This is a genomic window from Oceanicella sp. (assembly GCF_056449545.1).
This window is the reverse complement of sequence record NZ_JBWOMN010000015.1, coordinates 122,933-137,816: the sequence shown is the minus strand read 5'-3', so window position 1 is coordinate 137,816 and position 14,884 is coordinate 122,933. Positions and strand designations below refer to the sequence as shown.

At 70.9% G+C, this 14,884-nt stretch carries 14 protein-coding genes; 12 read left to right on the top strand and 2 right to left on the bottom strand.

Annotated elements, in window-relative coordinates:
• Nucleotides 1-17 precede the first annotated feature (17 nt).
• Genes AC1HC7_RS02265 through AC1HC7_RS02255 form a run of 3 tightly spaced genes read left to right on the top strand, consistent with a single transcriptional unit; the run spans nucleotide 18 to nucleotide 2,367 of the window.
• On the top strand, nucleotides 18-950 hold the full coding sequence (locus tag AC1HC7_RS02265) for a branched-chain amino acid ABC transporter permease (RefSeq protein ID WP_479497069.1): 933 nt from the start codon (nucleotides 18-20) through the stop codon (nucleotides 948-950).
• A complete protein-coding gene (locus AC1HC7_RS02260) occupies nucleotides 947-1,657 on the top strand; it encodes an ABC transporter ATP-binding protein (RefSeq protein WP_479497034.1) in 711 nt (236 codons plus the stop codon). Before AC1HC7_RS02265 ends, AC1HC7_RS02260 begins: the two co-directional genes overlap by 4 nt.
• On the top strand, nucleotides 1,657-2,367 hold the full coding sequence (locus tag AC1HC7_RS02255) for an ABC transporter ATP-binding protein (protein WP_479497033.1): 711 nt from the start codon (nucleotides 1,657-1,659) through the stop codon (nucleotides 2,365-2,367). Before AC1HC7_RS02260 ends, AC1HC7_RS02255 begins: the two co-directional genes overlap by 1 nt.
• Nucleotides 2,368-2,383: 16 nt before the next feature.
• Here the strand turns inward: AC1HC7_RS02255 and AC1HC7_RS02250 are convergent, their stop codons facing one another.
• Nucleotides 2,384-2,824, bottom strand: a complete 441-nt coding sequence (locus AC1HC7_RS02250) for a MarR family winged helix-turn-helix transcriptional regulator (protein ID WP_479497032.1) — start codon at nucleotides 2,822-2,824, stop codon at nucleotides 2,384-2,386.
• Between the two features lie 248 nt (nucleotides 2,825-3,072).
• On the opposite strand from AC1HC7_RS02250, the gene AC1HC7_RS02245 reads away from it, so the two are divergent.
• From AC1HC7_RS02245 to pncA, 6 genes are all read left to right on the top strand, one after another.
• Complete coding sequence (locus AC1HC7_RS02245; RefSeq protein ID WP_479498605.1) at nucleotides 3,073-3,933, top strand: FAD binding domain-containing protein; 861 nt, start codon at nucleotides 3,073-3,075, stop codon at nucleotides 3,931-3,933.
• Nucleotides 3,930-6,698, top strand: coding sequence for a molybdopterin-dependent oxidoreductase (locus tag AC1HC7_RS02240; protein WP_479497030.1), 2,769 nt, complete (start codon nucleotides 3,930-3,932; stop codon nucleotides 6,696-6,698). Before AC1HC7_RS02245 ends, AC1HC7_RS02240 begins: the two co-directional genes overlap by 4 nt.
• Nucleotides 6,699-6,817: 119 nt before the next feature.
• A complete protein-coding gene (locus AC1HC7_RS02235) occupies nucleotides 6,818-8,227 on the top strand; it encodes a 6-hydroxynicotinate reductase (RefSeq protein ID WP_479497068.1) in 1,410 nt (469 codons plus the stop codon).
• Between the two features lies 1 nt (nucleotide 8,228).
• Nucleotides 8,229-9,080, top strand: coding sequence for a UPF0280 family protein (locus tag AC1HC7_RS02230; RefSeq protein ID WP_479497029.1), 852 nt, complete (start codon nucleotides 8,229-8,231; stop codon nucleotides 9,078-9,080).
• Nucleotides 9,073-9,654, top strand: a complete 582-nt coding sequence (locus AC1HC7_RS02225; RefSeq protein ID WP_479497028.1) for an amino acid synthesis family protein — start codon at nucleotides 9,073-9,075, stop codon at nucleotides 9,652-9,654. Before AC1HC7_RS02230 ends, AC1HC7_RS02225 begins: the two co-directional genes overlap by 8 nt.
• Before the next feature lie 133 nt (nucleotides 9,655-9,787).
• The gene (gene pncA / locus AC1HC7_RS02220; RefSeq protein ID WP_479497027.1) at nucleotides 9,788-10,399 is read left to right on the top strand and encodes a bifunctional nicotinamidase/pyrazinamidase; all 612 of its coding nucleotides are present in this window, start codon (nucleotides 9,788-9,790) and stop codon (nucleotides 10,397-10,399) included.
• A gap of 57 nt (nucleotides 10,400-10,456) precedes the next feature.
• Here the strand turns inward: pncA and AC1HC7_RS02215 are convergent, their stop codons facing one another.
• Entirely contained in the window at nucleotides 10,457-11,173 is a 717-nt protein-coding gene (locus AC1HC7_RS02215) for a pyridoxamine 5'-phosphate oxidase family protein (protein ID WP_479497026.1), read from the bottom strand.
• A 118-nt stretch (nucleotides 11,174-11,291) separates the two neighbouring features.
• Here AC1HC7_RS02215 and pdxR point away from each other — a divergent pair, with 118 nt between their 5' ends.
• From pdxR to AC1HC7_RS02200, 3 genes are all read left to right on the top strand, one after another.
• Nucleotides 11,292-12,740 carry a MocR-like pyridoxine biosynthesis transcription factor PdxR gene (gene pdxR, locus AC1HC7_RS02210; RefSeq protein ID WP_479498604.1) on the top strand — a complete coding sequence of 483 codons (1,449 nt, stop codon included), beginning with the start codon at nucleotides 11,292-11,294 and terminating at the stop codon, nucleotides 12,738-12,740.
• Between the two features lie 137 nt (nucleotides 12,741-12,877).
• Nucleotides 12,878-14,038, top strand: a complete 1,161-nt coding sequence (locus tag AC1HC7_RS02205; protein ID WP_479497024.1) for a patatin-like phospholipase family protein — start codon at nucleotides 12,878-12,880, stop codon at nucleotides 14,036-14,038.
• A gap of 25 nt (nucleotides 14,039-14,063) precedes the next feature.
• Nucleotides 14,064-14,870, top strand: a complete 807-nt coding sequence (locus AC1HC7_RS02200) for a hypothetical protein (protein WP_479497023.1) — start codon at nucleotides 14,064-14,066, stop codon at nucleotides 14,868-14,870.
• Nucleotides 14,871-14,884 lie beyond the last annotated feature (14 nt).

Sequence of the window (14,884 nt, the reverse complement as noted above, 5' to 3'; positions counted from 1 at the left end):
GCCCCCGCGCCGACGGGCTGAAGACGATCGCGCTGCATGGCGGGCTGGTGGCGCTGCTGTTCGCGCTGCAGTTCCTGCTGCCGGCCTATCATCAGGGCAACTTCGCGCGGATCATGGTGCTGGCAAGCTACGCCGTCGGCTACAACATCCTGTTCGGCTACACCGGGCTGCTGAGCCTTGGCCACGCCATGTTCTTCGCCGCCGGGATGTATGGCATGGGGCTTGCCATCCGCCATCTCGGCGCCGATCCGGGCGCGGCGCTGATCGCGGGCGTCGCCGCCGGGACGCTGCTGGCGCTGGTCGTGGGCTATCTGGCGCTGCGCACCGCCGGCGTGGCCTTCATGATCGTCACCCTGATGTTCGCGCAGACCGGCTATCTGACCATTCTGTATTTCGGCGAATACACCCGCGGCGACGAGGGGTTCGTGATCCAGCAGGCGCAGCGCGTGATGGCCGGGATCGACCTCAGCGACCCGCAGAACCGCTATTTCGCCGCGCTGCTGCTGTTCGCGATCTGCCTGTTCATCTCGCTGATCCTCGTGCGCCGTCCGTTCGGAAAGACCCTGATCGCCATTCGCGAGAACGAGGAGCGCGCCCGCATGCTGGGCTACGACGTGTTCCGCCGCAAGCTGGCGGCGGTGGTGCTGTCGGGCGGGGTCTCGGCGGCGGCGGGGGCCAGCTACGGGCTGCTGTTCGGCTATGCCGGGGCCAGCTTCGCCACGGTGCAGTATTCGATTTTTCCGCTGCTCTGGGTGCTGCTGGGCGGCGCCGGGACGGTGATCGGGCCGTTCCTGGGGACGCTGTTCATGTTTTACCTGATCGACCTGTCGAGCGAGATCACCTCGGCCTACATGCTGATCGCCGGGGTGGCGCTGGTGGGGCTGACGCTGTTCGCGCCCCAGGGTCTGGCGGGCGAATTGCGCAAGCGCGTCTGGCGCAGCCTGCCATGACCGAGCTGCTGTCGACGCAGGGCCTGTCGCGCAGCTTCGGCGGGCTGCGCGCGGTGCATGACGTGGATTTTTCGCTGCGAAGGGGGCAGATCCGGGCGCTGATCGGGCCCAACGGGGCCGGCAAGAGCACCTTCGTCGGCATGCTGTGCGGACGCATCGCGCCGAGTTCGGGAAGGATCATGTTCGAGGGCGCGGACGTGACCGCCTTGCCCGCCCACAGGCGCATCGGGCTGGGCATGGCCTACACGTTCCAGATCACCTCGATCTTCGGGCGCCTGTCGCTGGAGGAAAACGTGGCGCTGGCGGTGCGCCGCCGCCTGCATGGCGAGGCCGTCGCGGCCGAGGTCGATCGCGCGCTGACCCGGGTGGGGCTCGCCGATCGCGCCGACCGGATCGCCGGGGATCTGAGCTACGGCCATCAGCGGCTGCTGGAGATCGCCATGGGGCTGGCGCAGCGGCCGCGCCTGCTGATCCTCGACGAACCGACCCAGGGGCTGGCGGACAGCGAGATCGCCGCTTTCAAGCAGGTGATCCGCGCCGAATCACGCGACGCCACGGTGCTGCTGATCGAACACAACATGAGCGTGGTGATGGAACTGGCCGACGAGATCACCGTGCTGAACTACGGCGAGATCCTCGCCGAGGGCGCCCCCGCCGAGATCCACGCCAACGCCGCCGTGCAGGCCGCCTATCTGGGGACAGGCTGATGCTGGAAATCCGCGGCATCGACGTGGCCTATGGCAAGGCGCAGGCGCTTTACGGGCTGTCGCTGGACCTGCGCGCGGGCGAGATCCTCTGCCTTCTGGGGCGCAACGGCGCCGGCAAGACCACGACGATGAAAGCCATCATGGGGCTGCTGCCGCTGGGCGCCGGGACGGTGACGCTGGACGGCGAGGCCATCTCCGCGCTGCCCGCCCACGAAGTCCCGCGCCGGGGCGTCGGCTACATCCCGCAGGGGCGGCGGCTGTTTTCGGAACTGACCGTGGCGCAGAATCTGGAGATCGGGCTGATGGCGAGGGGCTGGAAATCCGGCGCCCGCGAGGCTGAGATCCGCGACCGCGCCCTGGCGCTGTTCCCGCGCCTGCGCGACCGCATGGATCAGCAGGCGCAGACCCTGTCGGGGGGCGAACAGCAGATGCTGGCCACCGCGCGGGCGCTGTGCATCGAACCCAAGGTGCTGCTGCTCGACGAACCCACGGAAGGCCTGCAGCCGTCGATGATCGCGCTGATCCGCGACGTGATCGTGCGGATGCGCGACGCGGGCGTGGCGGTGCTGCTGGTGGAGCAGCGCGTGGACGCGGTGCTGGAGGTCGCGGACCGCGTCGTCTTCATCGAGAACGGCCGCAATCGCGACGTGGCGGACGCCGCCGCGCTGCGCGCCGATCATGGCTTGCTGGAACGCTATCTGGGGGTGTGAGGGATGGGCTCGCGGCTCAGGTCAGCTTGCGCAGCAGCGCCAGGAACGCGGTCTGGTCCGCGGGCGACAGCGGCGCCAGGGTTTCGGCGGTGATCGCATGGGCCCCGGCGACATGGCTTTCATAGGCCCCCCGGCCCGCCCGCGTCGGGGCCACGAAAATCCGCCGCAGGTCGTTGGGATCGGGGCGCGAGGCCACGTAGCCCCGCTTGCGCAGCCGGTCGATGACGCCCTTGATGGTGGCCGCGTCCATGGCCGTTTGGCGCCCCAGGGCGTTCTGGGACACCTCGTCGAGCTCGCACAGCCGCGCCAGCGCCGCGAATTGCGTGGGGGTCATGTCGCCGACATGGCGCCCGAAAATCCCCAGATGCCGCTGCGTGGCGCGGCGCAGCAGGAAGCCGATCTGATCGTCGAGCCGATAGACCGGGGCCGCGCCGTGGTTTTCTCCGCTCTCAGCCATGGGCAGATGGGTTCCCGCATGTTCGTTCCGGCGCGTCGCGCCCGGGCTTTGGCACATCGGATGTTGACAGTAAACGGCGTCGGGCGCAAAATCTGTTTGTATGCTAACAATAATCCGGCGCCGACGCCAGCGCTTGATGCCGGTTGGGGCTGGATCCGGCGGCGTGCGACAGGTTTGACGGGACAATCGACCCGAAGCCCCGCGCCCGCGATGGCGACGGCGCGGCGCCGGGCAGCAGAGGATCGCCGATGGCCGCCTATCTTCGACCCCGGGCGCTGGCCGAAGCGCTGGCGATCCGCGCCGAGCGCGCCGACCGCGTCGCCGTCGTCGCCGGCTGCACCGACGCCTTCCCCGCCACCGCGCGCCCGGCGCTGCCCGGCGCGACGCTGGACCTGACCGGAATCGCGGCGCTGGGCGGCGTGGGGCGCGACGGCGATGGCTGGCGCATCGGCGCCTGCGCCACGTGGCGCGACATCGTTCGCGCCGATCTGCCTCCGTGTTTCGACGGGCTGAAGGCGGCGGCGCGGGAGGTCGGCTCGATCCAGATCCAGAACGCCGGGACCATCGGCGGCAACCTGTGCAACGCCTCGCCAGCGGCGGACGGGGTTCCCTGCCTGCTGGTGCTGGATGCGGAGGTGGAGCTGGCCTCGACGCGCGGAACCCGGCGGCTGGCGCTGACGGATTTTCTGCTGGGCCCGCGTCGCACGGCGCTGGCGGCTGACGAGATCATGACCGCGGTGCTGGTCCCGGCGCGCGCCGCGCGGGGCGGCTCGGCGTTCGAGAAGCTCGGGGCGCGCAGATATCTGGTGATCTCCATCGCCATGGTCGCCGCGCGGCTGGATTTTCGCGACGGGCGGGTGGCGCAAGCGGCGGTCGCGATCGGCGCCTGCAGCGCCGTGGCAACCCGGCTGCCGTCGCTGGAGGCGGCGTTGACAGGGGCCCCGGCCGGGCCGGACCTGGCCGGGCTGGCGACTGCGGCGCGCATCGTCCCGGCGCTGACGCCCATCGACGATCTGCGCGCCGATGCGGGCTACCGGATGGAGGCGGCGGCCGAACTGACCCGCCGGGCGCTGGCGCGGATCGCCGGGGCCGCGGAGGCGGCGGCATGACCGGCGCGGCGGGCACGCGGGTCACCGTCAACGGCGCGGCGCGGGATCTTGAATCGACTCCGGGGCGGCGGCTGTCCGAGGCGCTGCGCGAGGAATTGGGCCTGCGGGCGACGAAGATCGGCTGCGACGCCGGGGATTGCGGGGCCTGCACGGTGCTGCTGGACGGCGCGCCGGTCTGCGCCTGCCTCACCCCCGTGGCGCAGGCCGAGGGGCGCGAGATCACCACGCTGGAGGGTTTGGCGGGGCTTGCCGGACTGTCCGGCGACGCGCTCACCGGGCTGCAGCGCGCCTTCCTGCGCCACGGCGCGGCGCAATGCGGGATTTGCACGCCGGGGATGCTGGTCGCGGCGACGGCGCTGCTGACGCGCAATCCGACGCCGCGCGCCGCGGAGGTCGAGGACGCGTTGGGCGGCGTGCTGTGTCGCTGCACCGGCTACCGGAAAATCGTCGATGCGGTGCTGGATGCGTCGGGCGGCGGCGTGGGCCCGGCGCCGGACGCCGGCGCGGCGGTGGGCGCGCGGCTGGAACGGCTCGACGGGCGGCCCAAGGTGGATGGCAGCGAAAGCTTCGGCGCCGATTTCGTCCCCGGGGGCGCGCTCACGGCGCGCGCCGTGCGCTCGCCCCATCACGCCGCCGGATTTGAATTCGGCGATCTCGCCGCGTGGCGCGGCGCGCATCCCGGCGTGGTCGCGACCTTCACCGCCGCCGACATCCCCGGCGAGAACCGGTTCGGCGTGATCCCGCCTTTCGCCGATCAACCGGCGCTGGCCGAGAGAGCCGCGCGGTTCAGGGGCGAGGCGGTGGCGCTGGTCGTCGGCGAGCCGGACGCGATGGATGGGCTCGATCTGGCGGATTTTCCCGTTGCCTGGACGAAGCTGCCCGAAAGCCTCGACCCGGACAGCGCCCGTGCGCCGGGCGCGGCGCTGCTGCATGACCAGCGCCCGGGCAACCTGCTCACCACCGGGCGGGTGGTGACCGGAGACGCGCAGGCGGCGCTGGCCGGATCCGCGCATGTGGTCGCGCATGAGATCGAGACCGCCTATGTGGAGCACGCCTATATCGAACCCGAGGCCGGCTGCGCCTGGCTCGAGGGCGACGTGCTGGCGATCCGCGCCTGCACCCAGGCGCCCTACATGGACCGTGACGACGCGGCGCGGCTGCTGGGGCTGGCGCCCGCGAAGGTGCGCATCATCCCGGCGGCGACCGGGGGCGGCTTCGGATCCAAGCTCGACGTGTCGCTGCAGCCGCTGATCGGTCTGGCGGCGCTTCGCACCGGGCGGCCCTGCCGGATGGTGTATTCGCGCGCCGAATCCATGGCCTCGACCACCAAGCGCCACCCGGCGAGGATTTCCGCGCGCATCGGCGCGGATGCGGCGGGGCGGCTGACCGGCATGGCGTTCAACGGCGATTTCAACACCGGCGCCTATGCCAGCTGGGGGCCGACGGTGGCGACGAGGGTTCCGATCCACGCATCGGGGCCGTATCGGCTGCCCCATTACGCCGCCCATGCGCGGGCGGTGCATACGAATGGGCCTGTTTCGGGCGCGTTTCGCGGCTTTGGCGTGCCGCAGGCGGCGATCCTGCAGGAAACCATGTTTGACCAACTGGCCGAGGCCTGCGGGCTTGATCGGCTGGAGTTCCGCGCGCTGAACGCGCTGGCGGACGGCGATCGCAGCGTGTGCGGGCAGGCGCTGCAGGGGGTGGGGATCCGCGAATGCCTCGACGCGCTGCGCCCGGCCTGGGACGCGGCGCTGGCGGATGCGGCGGCGTTCAACGCGGGCGCCAACGGCGTGAAACGCGGGGTGGGCGTCGCGTCGTGCTGGTATGGCTGCGGCAACACGGCGCTGCCCAACCCGGCGACCATCCGGGTCGGGATCACCGCCGGCGGGCGGCTGCGGCTGCATCAGGGCGCCACCGATATCGGGCAGGGCGCGAACACCGTGATCACCCAGATCTGCGCCGACGCGCTGGGCCTGCCGGTGGCGGATTTCGACCTGATCGGGCCGGACACGGCGCTGACCCCCGATTGCGGCAAGACCTCGGCCTCGCGCCAGACGGTGATCAGCGGCAACGCGGCGCTGCTGGCGGGGCGGGCCCTGCGCGCGAATATCCTGCGGCTGTGCAACGGCGGGCCGGAGGCGCGGCTGTCGCTGGCCGGCGGGCGGCTGACGGTGACCGAGGGCGGCGCCCGCCACGACATCGCGCTGGGCGATCTGCCGGGCGGCGCCCATGGCTATGCGATCTGGGCCGAGGAAAGCTACGATCCGCCGACCGCGCCGCTGGACGAGAACGGCCAGGGCGCGCCCTACGCGGTCTATGGCTACGGGGCCCATGTGGCGGAGCTGGAGGTCGATGCGGCGCTGGGAACGGTGCGGGTGCTGCGCATCACCGCCGCCCATGATCTGGGCCGGGCCATCAACCCGCTGCTGGCGGAAGGCCAGATCGAGGGCGGCGTCGCGCAGGGGCTGGGGATGGCGCTGATGGAGGAATACCTGCCCGGGCGCACCGAAAACCTGCATGATTACCTGATCCCCACCATCGGCGACATGCCCGAAATCCGCTCGATCCTGATCGAGAAACCCGATCCGGAGGGGCCGATGGGGGCCAAGGGGCTGGGCGAGCATGTGCTGATCCCCACGGCGCCGGCGATCCTCAACGCCATCCGCCACGCCACCGGCGCGCGCATCGCCCGGCTGCCCGCCACCCCGGCGCGGGTGCGCGCGGCGATCCGGGCGGCGGGCGACGCAGCGAGGGACAAGACATGAGCGATCCGCAAGGCCAGGCCCCGCAAGCCCGCCCCGCCAAGCCCGCCAGTCCCGCCAAGCCCGCCAGGCGCGCCAAGCCCGCCAGACCGGAAAAAATCCGCTGCGACGCCTGCCCGGTGATGTGCTACGTGGCCGAGGGCCGGGCCGGGGCCTGCGACCGCTACGCCAATGAAAACGGCCGCATCATCCGCTGCGATCCGCTGACCGTGCTGGATCGGCGCATCGCCGCGGGGGACGAGATCCGCCCTTTCCTGAAGGCCGACTGGGACGGATCGCTGGGCGCGGGGGCCGAGGATCGCGACCTGTTCGTCACCGCCGTCGGGTCGGGCACCACCTATCCCGACTACAAGCCCGCGCCCTTCATCGTCAGCCGCGCGCTTGACGGCGTGGATTTCGTCACCGTGGTCACCGAGGCGATCTTTTCCTATTGCGGGGCCAAGGTGAAGATCGACACCGACCGTCATCTGGGGGCGGAAGGCGCGGTCCTGCGCGCGCAGGGCGAGATCGTGGGCCATGTGACCACCAGCGAATACGGTTCGCAGATGCTGTCGCTGGGCGGGGTCGATCACCTTACCGGCGGATCGAAAGCCGAGGGGCGCGTGACCTGCGACACGCTCATGCGCCTGTGCAACCGCGACCCCGTGGAACTGAGCGTCGATGGCGGCGTCAGCCTGGTGGCCCAGGCCGGCGCCGCCCCGATCATCGACGGGGAGACCGAATTGCGGATGCGCGTCGGCTGCGGCTCGGCGACCATCGGCATGTTCGCCTCGCAATGGCGTGGGCTGGTGGACGAGGTGGTGGTGGTGGACGATCACATCACCGGCGTGGTTTCCGAACATCAGGCCGGCAAGGTGCTGGGCTGGGAGGACAGCGGCATCCGCATCCTCGGGCGGCGATCGACCCCGGGGCGGTATTTCCGGGTCGCCGAGCCGGGGCAGGGCTGGGGCGGCGCCGCCATCGACGATCCGCTGACCATACTGGGGCCGTGGAACGCCAGAAAAGGCGCGCGGCCCGGGCTGACGCTGCTGATGGTGTCGACCACCGGCGAACAGCATGGCTATTACGTGCTGGACGAGGATCTGATCCCGCGCCAGCGGGATCTGCCCGCGAAACTGGCGCCCTCGGTGCGGCTGATCGCGGAAAACTGCGAACCGGCGCTGTGCTCGGTGCTGTTCACGGGCGGGGCGGGGGGATCGCTGCGCTCGGGGGTCACGCGCAATCCGGTGCGGCTGACGCGCTCGGTTCAGGCGGGGCGGACGCGGGTCACCTGCGGCGGGGCGAAAACCTTCGTCTGGCCCGGCGGCGGCATCACCCTGATGGCGGACGTGACCAAGATGCCGGACAATTCATTCGGCTACGTGCCGACGCCGGCGATCGTCGCGCCGCTGGAATTCACCCTGCCGCGCGCCGAATACATTGCGCTGGGCGGCCATGACGAGGCGGTGCGCCCGCTTGCCGACATTCTCGAACATGGCGGCGAATACGGCGCGCGGGCGCGGGCCGTGGCCGTGGCCGGGGATGCGGGCTGAGATGCAGAACCCCGCCGCCGCGCGCCTGCCCGACGGGCGGCTGCACCTGCATCACGGCCCGATCGACCTGATCATCGCCGTGGAGGGGCGCGGGCGCGCGCGGGCGCTGCGGCGCGCCGAGCGGCGGTTTGCCACCATTCTCGAAGAACTGGCGGCGGAGCTTCCGGCGCTGCGGCGCCCCGTTGGCGCGCGCCTGCACGGCGCGACGGCGCAGCGGATGCAAGCCGCCGTCGCGCCGTTCGCGCCGGATTTCATCACCCCCATGGCCGCCGTCGCCGGCGCCGTGGCCGACGAGGTGCTGGCGGCGATGCGCGGGGACGGCATTGACGACACGTCCAGGATATCGGTGAACAACGGCGGCGACGTGGCGTTCCATCTGGCCCCCGGGGCGCGGATCGCGGCGGCGCTGGCCGCGGACCCGCCGGCGCGGATCGAGATCGCCGCCACCGATCCCAGCCGCGGCGTCGCCACCTCGGGCTGGCGCGGGCGCAGCCATTCGCTGGGCATCGCCGACGCGGTGACGGCGCTGGCCGTCAACGCCGCCGCCGCCGACGCCGCCGCGACCATGATCGCCAACGCCGTGGACCTGCCGGGGCATCCGGGCGTGACCCGCGCCCCCGCCGAAGCGCTCGCCCCCGACAGCGACCTGGGCGCGCGGCTGGTGACCACCGGCGTCGCGGCGCTGGACCAAACCGCGATCGCCGCGGCGCTGGCCCGCGGCGAGGCCCGCGCGCGGGACCTGCTGGCGCGCGGCCTGATCCACGGCGCAGCGCTGATCCTGCAGGGCGAGATGCGCCTTGCGGGCCGCGATTTCTTCCACCAGAACCCGAAGCCGGAGCTGACCCATGCCTGAATTTCCCCTGCGAAAAACCATGATCTTCATCGAGGACATCGTTCATGAAAACGGCCCGCCCCCGGCGACGCCGCGCCGTCGCGGGGCGATCGTCGCGCTGGTGAAAAACCCCTTCGCCGGGCGCTGGCAGGAGACCCTTCAAGACGCCATGGACGACCTGAAGCCGCTGGGGCTGATGATGACCGACCGGCTGATCGCCGCCATGGGCGGGATCGAGGGCATCGACGGCTACGGCAAGGCTGCGCTGGCCGGCGAGGGCGGCGAACTGGAGCACACCGCGCTGTGGCACGCGCCCGGCGGCTATTCCATGCGCGAACGCCTGGGCGAGGCGCGCGCCATCGTGCCCTCGGCGATGAAGGTGGGCGGGCCGGGAACCCGCATCGACATCCCGTTGGGCCACATCAACGCCGCCTATGTGCGCAGCCATTTCGACGCCATGGAGGTGGGCCTGCCCGACGGCCCCCGCGCCGATGAGCTGTTGTTCGCCCTGGCCATGAGCCGCGGCGGGCGCATCCATCATCGCATGGGCGGGCTGGCGGTCGAGGACGTGAAGGGCGAGGACGGGCTGCGCTGATTCGCCGGTCCGCCCCGACTCAATCTTTCCGACTCAATCTCTCGGACTGAATTTCCCCCTCGACTCAATTCCCGCCCCCATCCGCCACCCCGACTGAACCGCGCCCGCGGCGCAACAACAAGGGAGCCAGCCCATGCAAGACCCCGATCCCGCCTCGGCCCTGCTGATCATCGACGTGCAGAATGATTTTTGCCCGGGGGGCGCGCTCGCGGTCGCCGGGGGCGATGAGATCGTGCCGTTGATCAACGCCATGCAGGGCGATTTCCCCCTGCGCGTGCTGACCCAGGACTGGCACCCGGCGGATCACGCCTCGTTCGCCGCGAACCACCCGGGCAAGGCGGCGTTCGAGATGATCGAGATGCCCTACGGGCCGCAGGTGCTGTGGCCGACCCATTGCGTGCAGGGCGCGCCGGGGGCGGCGTTTCACGCCGGGCTGGACGCCGACCGCGCGGACCTGATCCTGCGCAAGGGGGTTCGCCCCGGCATCGACAGCTATTCGGCGTTTTTCGAAAATGACCGCGCCACCGCCACCGGGCTCGCGGGCTATCTGCGCGAACGCGGCGCGAAACGCCTGACGCTGGTGGGGCTGGCGACGGATTTCTGCGTGCTTTACTCGGCGCTGGACGCGACGAAGCTGGGCTTCGAAGTCAGCCTGCGGCTTTCCGCCTGCCGGGGCATCGACATGGACGGGTCGTTGGCGCGGGCGCTTGACGAGATGCGCGCGGCGGGCGTGACGCTGGCTTGATCCGGCGCCGATCCCGCCGCCCGGACAGGGTGGACCCGATCCGCCATTGGCGGCGGCTCAGCCGAGGGCCCAGTCGGTCACATGGGCCGGCGGCGAAAGCCCCGGCAGGTTGCGCGGGTCGTCCAGCGGCGCGCCCGGCGCCGGGGCGAGCGGGATCACGCCGGCCCAGATCGGCAAGGCGCAATCCTCCTCGTCATCGCCGGGCGGGCCGGTTCGTATCTTCGCCGAGGCCTCCTCGATGGGCATCCACAGCACCGTCGTGGCCTTCAGTTCCTGCGCCGACATGGGGCGCAGCATGTCCCAGCGGCCCGGATACAGCCCCTCGACGAAAGCGCGCAGCCGTGCGGTCTTCTGCGCCGGATCCGCGACTTTTCGCGCCTGCCCGAAGACCATCGCCGATCGATAATTCGCCGAGTGATGAAAGGCCGACCGCGCCAGCACCATGCCGTCGAAATGCGTCACCGTGAGGCAGACATCCATGGATTCGGCGGCGCGCAGCGCCCGGCTGGCGCTGGAGCCGTGCCAGTAGATCCGGTCGCCCTCGCGCCAGTGAAAGGTCGGCGTCACCGAAGGCTTGCCGTCGATCGCATAGCCGAAATGACATAGCGGCGTGGCGTCGATGACGCCGTAAAGGGTCGCGCGATCGAAATGGCCGCGTTCATGGGTGCGGCGCAGGCGCGTACGGCCAGTGACGGGCAGGTCGGTGACGGGCAGGTCGGTGGCGGGCGGTTCGGCGGTCATGGCGGTCTTTCGGTTGACGGGTCGGAAGGCCATTGACCATGCGCCGTGATGCGGTCTATCGAAAAGATCCAGTTTCTGGATTTCAGATCGGACCAATTTTCATGCGCACCGCCCAGCCCGCCGGCAATGCCTTGCGACCGCGCAGCGGGTCATGAGCGACGCCGCGCTGCTGGCGCTGTCGGTGGACCGCGCCGCCGCCGCGCCGCTGTTCCAGCAAATATGCGACGCCCTGCGCGCCGGCATCGCCGCGGGGCGCATCGCGCCGGGCGCGCGCCTGCCCGCGAGCCGGACCTTCGCGGCTGAGCTTGGCGTGTCCCGCGCCACCGTGGTCACCGCCTATGACCAGTTGACGGCGGAGGGTTACGCGCAAAGCCGGCGCGGGTCCGGGATTTTCGTCAGCGCCGAGGCGCGCGGCGAATCTGGCCCGGTGGGCATCGCCGCCAGCGGTCTGCCGCGCGCCGCGCCGCCCGCGCCCGCCGGGCCTGCCGGGCCCGCGGGGCCGGTTCCGCCGGGGCTGCCGGACATGCGGCTGTTTCCCCATCGCGACTGGGGGCGCTGCGTGGCGCGGGTGGCCCGCGCGGCCCCGGAATCGCTGGTCACGGCGCAGCATGATTTCGGCGATCCGCGCCTGCGCGCCGCCATCTCGCGGCATCTGGCCGAGTGGCGCGGGCTGGATGCGCCGCCGGCGCGGATCCTGATCACCGCGGGCGCGGGGGATGCGCTGGAGATCGCCATCCGCAGCCTTGCCCGGCCCGGAGACCGCATCGCGCTGGAAAACCCCGGCTACCTGCCGCTGCGGGATTTTTCGCGCTCGCTGGGGCTCGATCCGGTCTGGCTGGCGGTGGGCGAGGCCGGGGCCCTGCCGCCGTCGTTGCGCGGACGGGCGGCGGTGCTGAGCGTGATCACGCCCTCGCACCAGTTTCCGCTGGGCGGCGCCATGCCGCTGGCGGCGCGCCGCGCCTTTCTGGCCCATGCCGCGGCAACCGGCGGTTGGATCGTCGAGGATGATTTCGACAGCGAATTCCGCTATGCCGGGCGGCCGATCCCGGCGCTGGCGAGCCTCGACGGCGGCGCCGCGCGCACCATCTATGTGGGCAGTTTTTCCAAGATCTTCTCGACAGGGCTGCGGCTTGGATTTCTGGCGGCGCCGGCCGCGCTGATCCCGGCTTTCGCCGCGACGCTGGCGCGGTTCGGGGTCAGGGCGTCGATCGCGCCGCAGCGTCCGCTCGCCGCGTTCATCGAGGAGGGCGGGTTCCACCGCCATATCCGCCGCATGCGCCGGATCTACGGCGCAAGGCGGCGCGCCTGCGTCGCGGCGCTGCAATCCGAACTGGGCGCGGCGCTCGGTCCCGGCGCCGGTCCGGGGCCGTGGTTCGCGGATCATCAGGCGGGGATGCAGATCGCCCTGCATCTGCCCCCCGGCGCCGATGATCGCGACATCGCCGCCCGCGCCTTGCGCCGGGGCGTGAGCTGCCGCGCGCTGTCGCGCCATTGCGCCGGCGGCGTCCGGCGGCGGGGCCTGCTGATCGGGTTCTGCGCCTGCGAGCCCGAGGCGATCGCCGGGCGAATGCGGGCGCTGCGCGAGGTCATCCGCGCCTGAAGCGCGGCGACGGCCGGGCGGGGTCCCGGCGCGGATTGATTGCAAAGATTTTGCATTTCGGTAAAGTATTGCCAGCAAAAGCTCAATTTATCTGAACCAGAAATGAATTTGTTGAAAATCGGCAGGAGGATTCGATCATGACCGATTGGACGGCGTCTTCTGAAACCGGGTTTTTCAGACCCGGGGAGCTTTCCCGCTACGATCGCCGCGCCGTGGGGCTGTGCTTTTCCGGCGGCGGCTATCGCGCGACCCTGTTTCACGCCGGCGCGGTGCTGCGGCTCGGCGAGCTGGGCGCGCTGCCGAAGATCGACCGGATCTCCAGCGTTTCGGGCGGCTCGATCACCTCCGGGCTGCTGGCGAAGGCCTGGCCGAAGCTGGATTTCGACCCTGCGACCGGCGTCGCCGACCCGGGGGCCATGCGCCGGCATTTCATCAGGCCGGTGATGAAGGCGACCTCGCGCACGCTTGACGTGCGCACCGGGTTCGCCGGGTTCCTGCCGTTCGTGTCCGCCGGAAACCGGCTGGCGGATCTCTATGACAAGCATGTTTTCGACGGCATGAAGCTGAAGGCGATCCCGGTGCGGCCGAAATTCATCTTCAACGCCACCAACTTGCAGACCGGCGGGCTGTTTCGCTTCACCCGCGACTATCTCGCCGACTGGAAAGCGCTGAAATCCTCCACCCGCAAGGTGCGGCTGGCGGAGGCGGTGGCGGCGTCCTCGGCGTTTCCGCCGGTGCTGGCGCCGCTGCGGCTCGACCTGCGCAAGGAGGACGTGACCATCCCCGAAGGCGCCCGCCACCACGAGCCGGAACTGCTGAAGGAACCGATTCTGGTCGATGGCGGGGTCTATGACAATCTGGGGCTGGAGCCGATCTGGAAACGCTGCGGCGTGCTGATCGCCAGCTATGCCGGGCACAACGCCGCCGCCGAGCCGAGCAATTTCACCTTCGACCACATGCTGCCGGTGATCAACACCTTCCTTTCCGCCTCGATCGACTGGCGCGAGCGGGTGCTGATCAACCTGTTTCGCCACAAGCTCGCCGACGACAAGCCCGAGCGCATGGGCGCCTACTGGACCGCCGGCACCGACATCGAACGTTTCGACGCCCCCGCGGGCTGGCGGCCGAGCGCCGCCGAATTCAAGCGCGCGCGCGACACGCCGACCCGGCTGGAGGCGCTTGATCCCGAGGATCAGCGCGTGGTGATCCGCGCCGGCTACGCCTATGCCGACGCCGGCATGCGCACATATCTTACGCCCGGCGCGCCCCCGCCCGCCGGGCCGCCGAACCTGCCGTGAACGCTTTGCCCGAGAGGAGGGAGCGATGAGAATTCGCGTTTCCGCGACCGCGCCCATGCTGCTTGCCGCCCTGACCGCGCCGTTGCTGGCGCAAGACGCGGCGCAAACGCCCGCCGTGGCGTTGGGCAATGCCGGGATCTACGAACAGTCGCTGAGCGCGCTGACCATCCTGCTGGTGGTGGCGGTGCTGATCGAAAGCGCGTTGGCGGTGCTGTTCAACTGGCGGGTGTTCCTGACCTATTTCAGCCTGCGCGGGGTGCGCACGATCGTATCGGTGGCGGTGTCGGCGCTGGTGGTGTGGAGCTTCGATCTTGACGTGGTGGCGGCGCTGCTGGGGGCCTACATGCCCGACGCGCCGCCGGCCAGCGGCGTGGTCAGCAAGCTGTTGACGGCGCTGATCCTGTCGGGCGGCAGCGGCGGCGTGAACAGCGTGATGACGGCGCTGGGCTATCGGCGCGGCGGGCGCGAGAACGAGGTGCGCCCCAAGGCCCCCAGCAACAAGGCCTGGATCGCCATCCACATCGACCGGGACGGCGCGAGCAACGCGTCGGAGCCGGTGCAGGTGCTGGTGAGCGAATTGCCCAACCCGCCCGCCAACGTGCCGGAGATCGCCGGCACCGTGGGGTTCGACCGGCCCTCGCTGGGCGATCTGCTCTTGCGCGGCCGCACGCGATTTCCGTCCAATGGCGGCTATGAGGTGGAGACCGGCAAGACCTACCATATCGAGGTGCTGGGCAAGGCCGCCGACGGCGCGCCGGTGTCGCGGGTGCTGTCGGGCGAGGGCATGCGCTTCGCCCCCGGCGCCATCGTGGATTTCAGGGTGAAGATCTAGGCGCCGCGCGCATT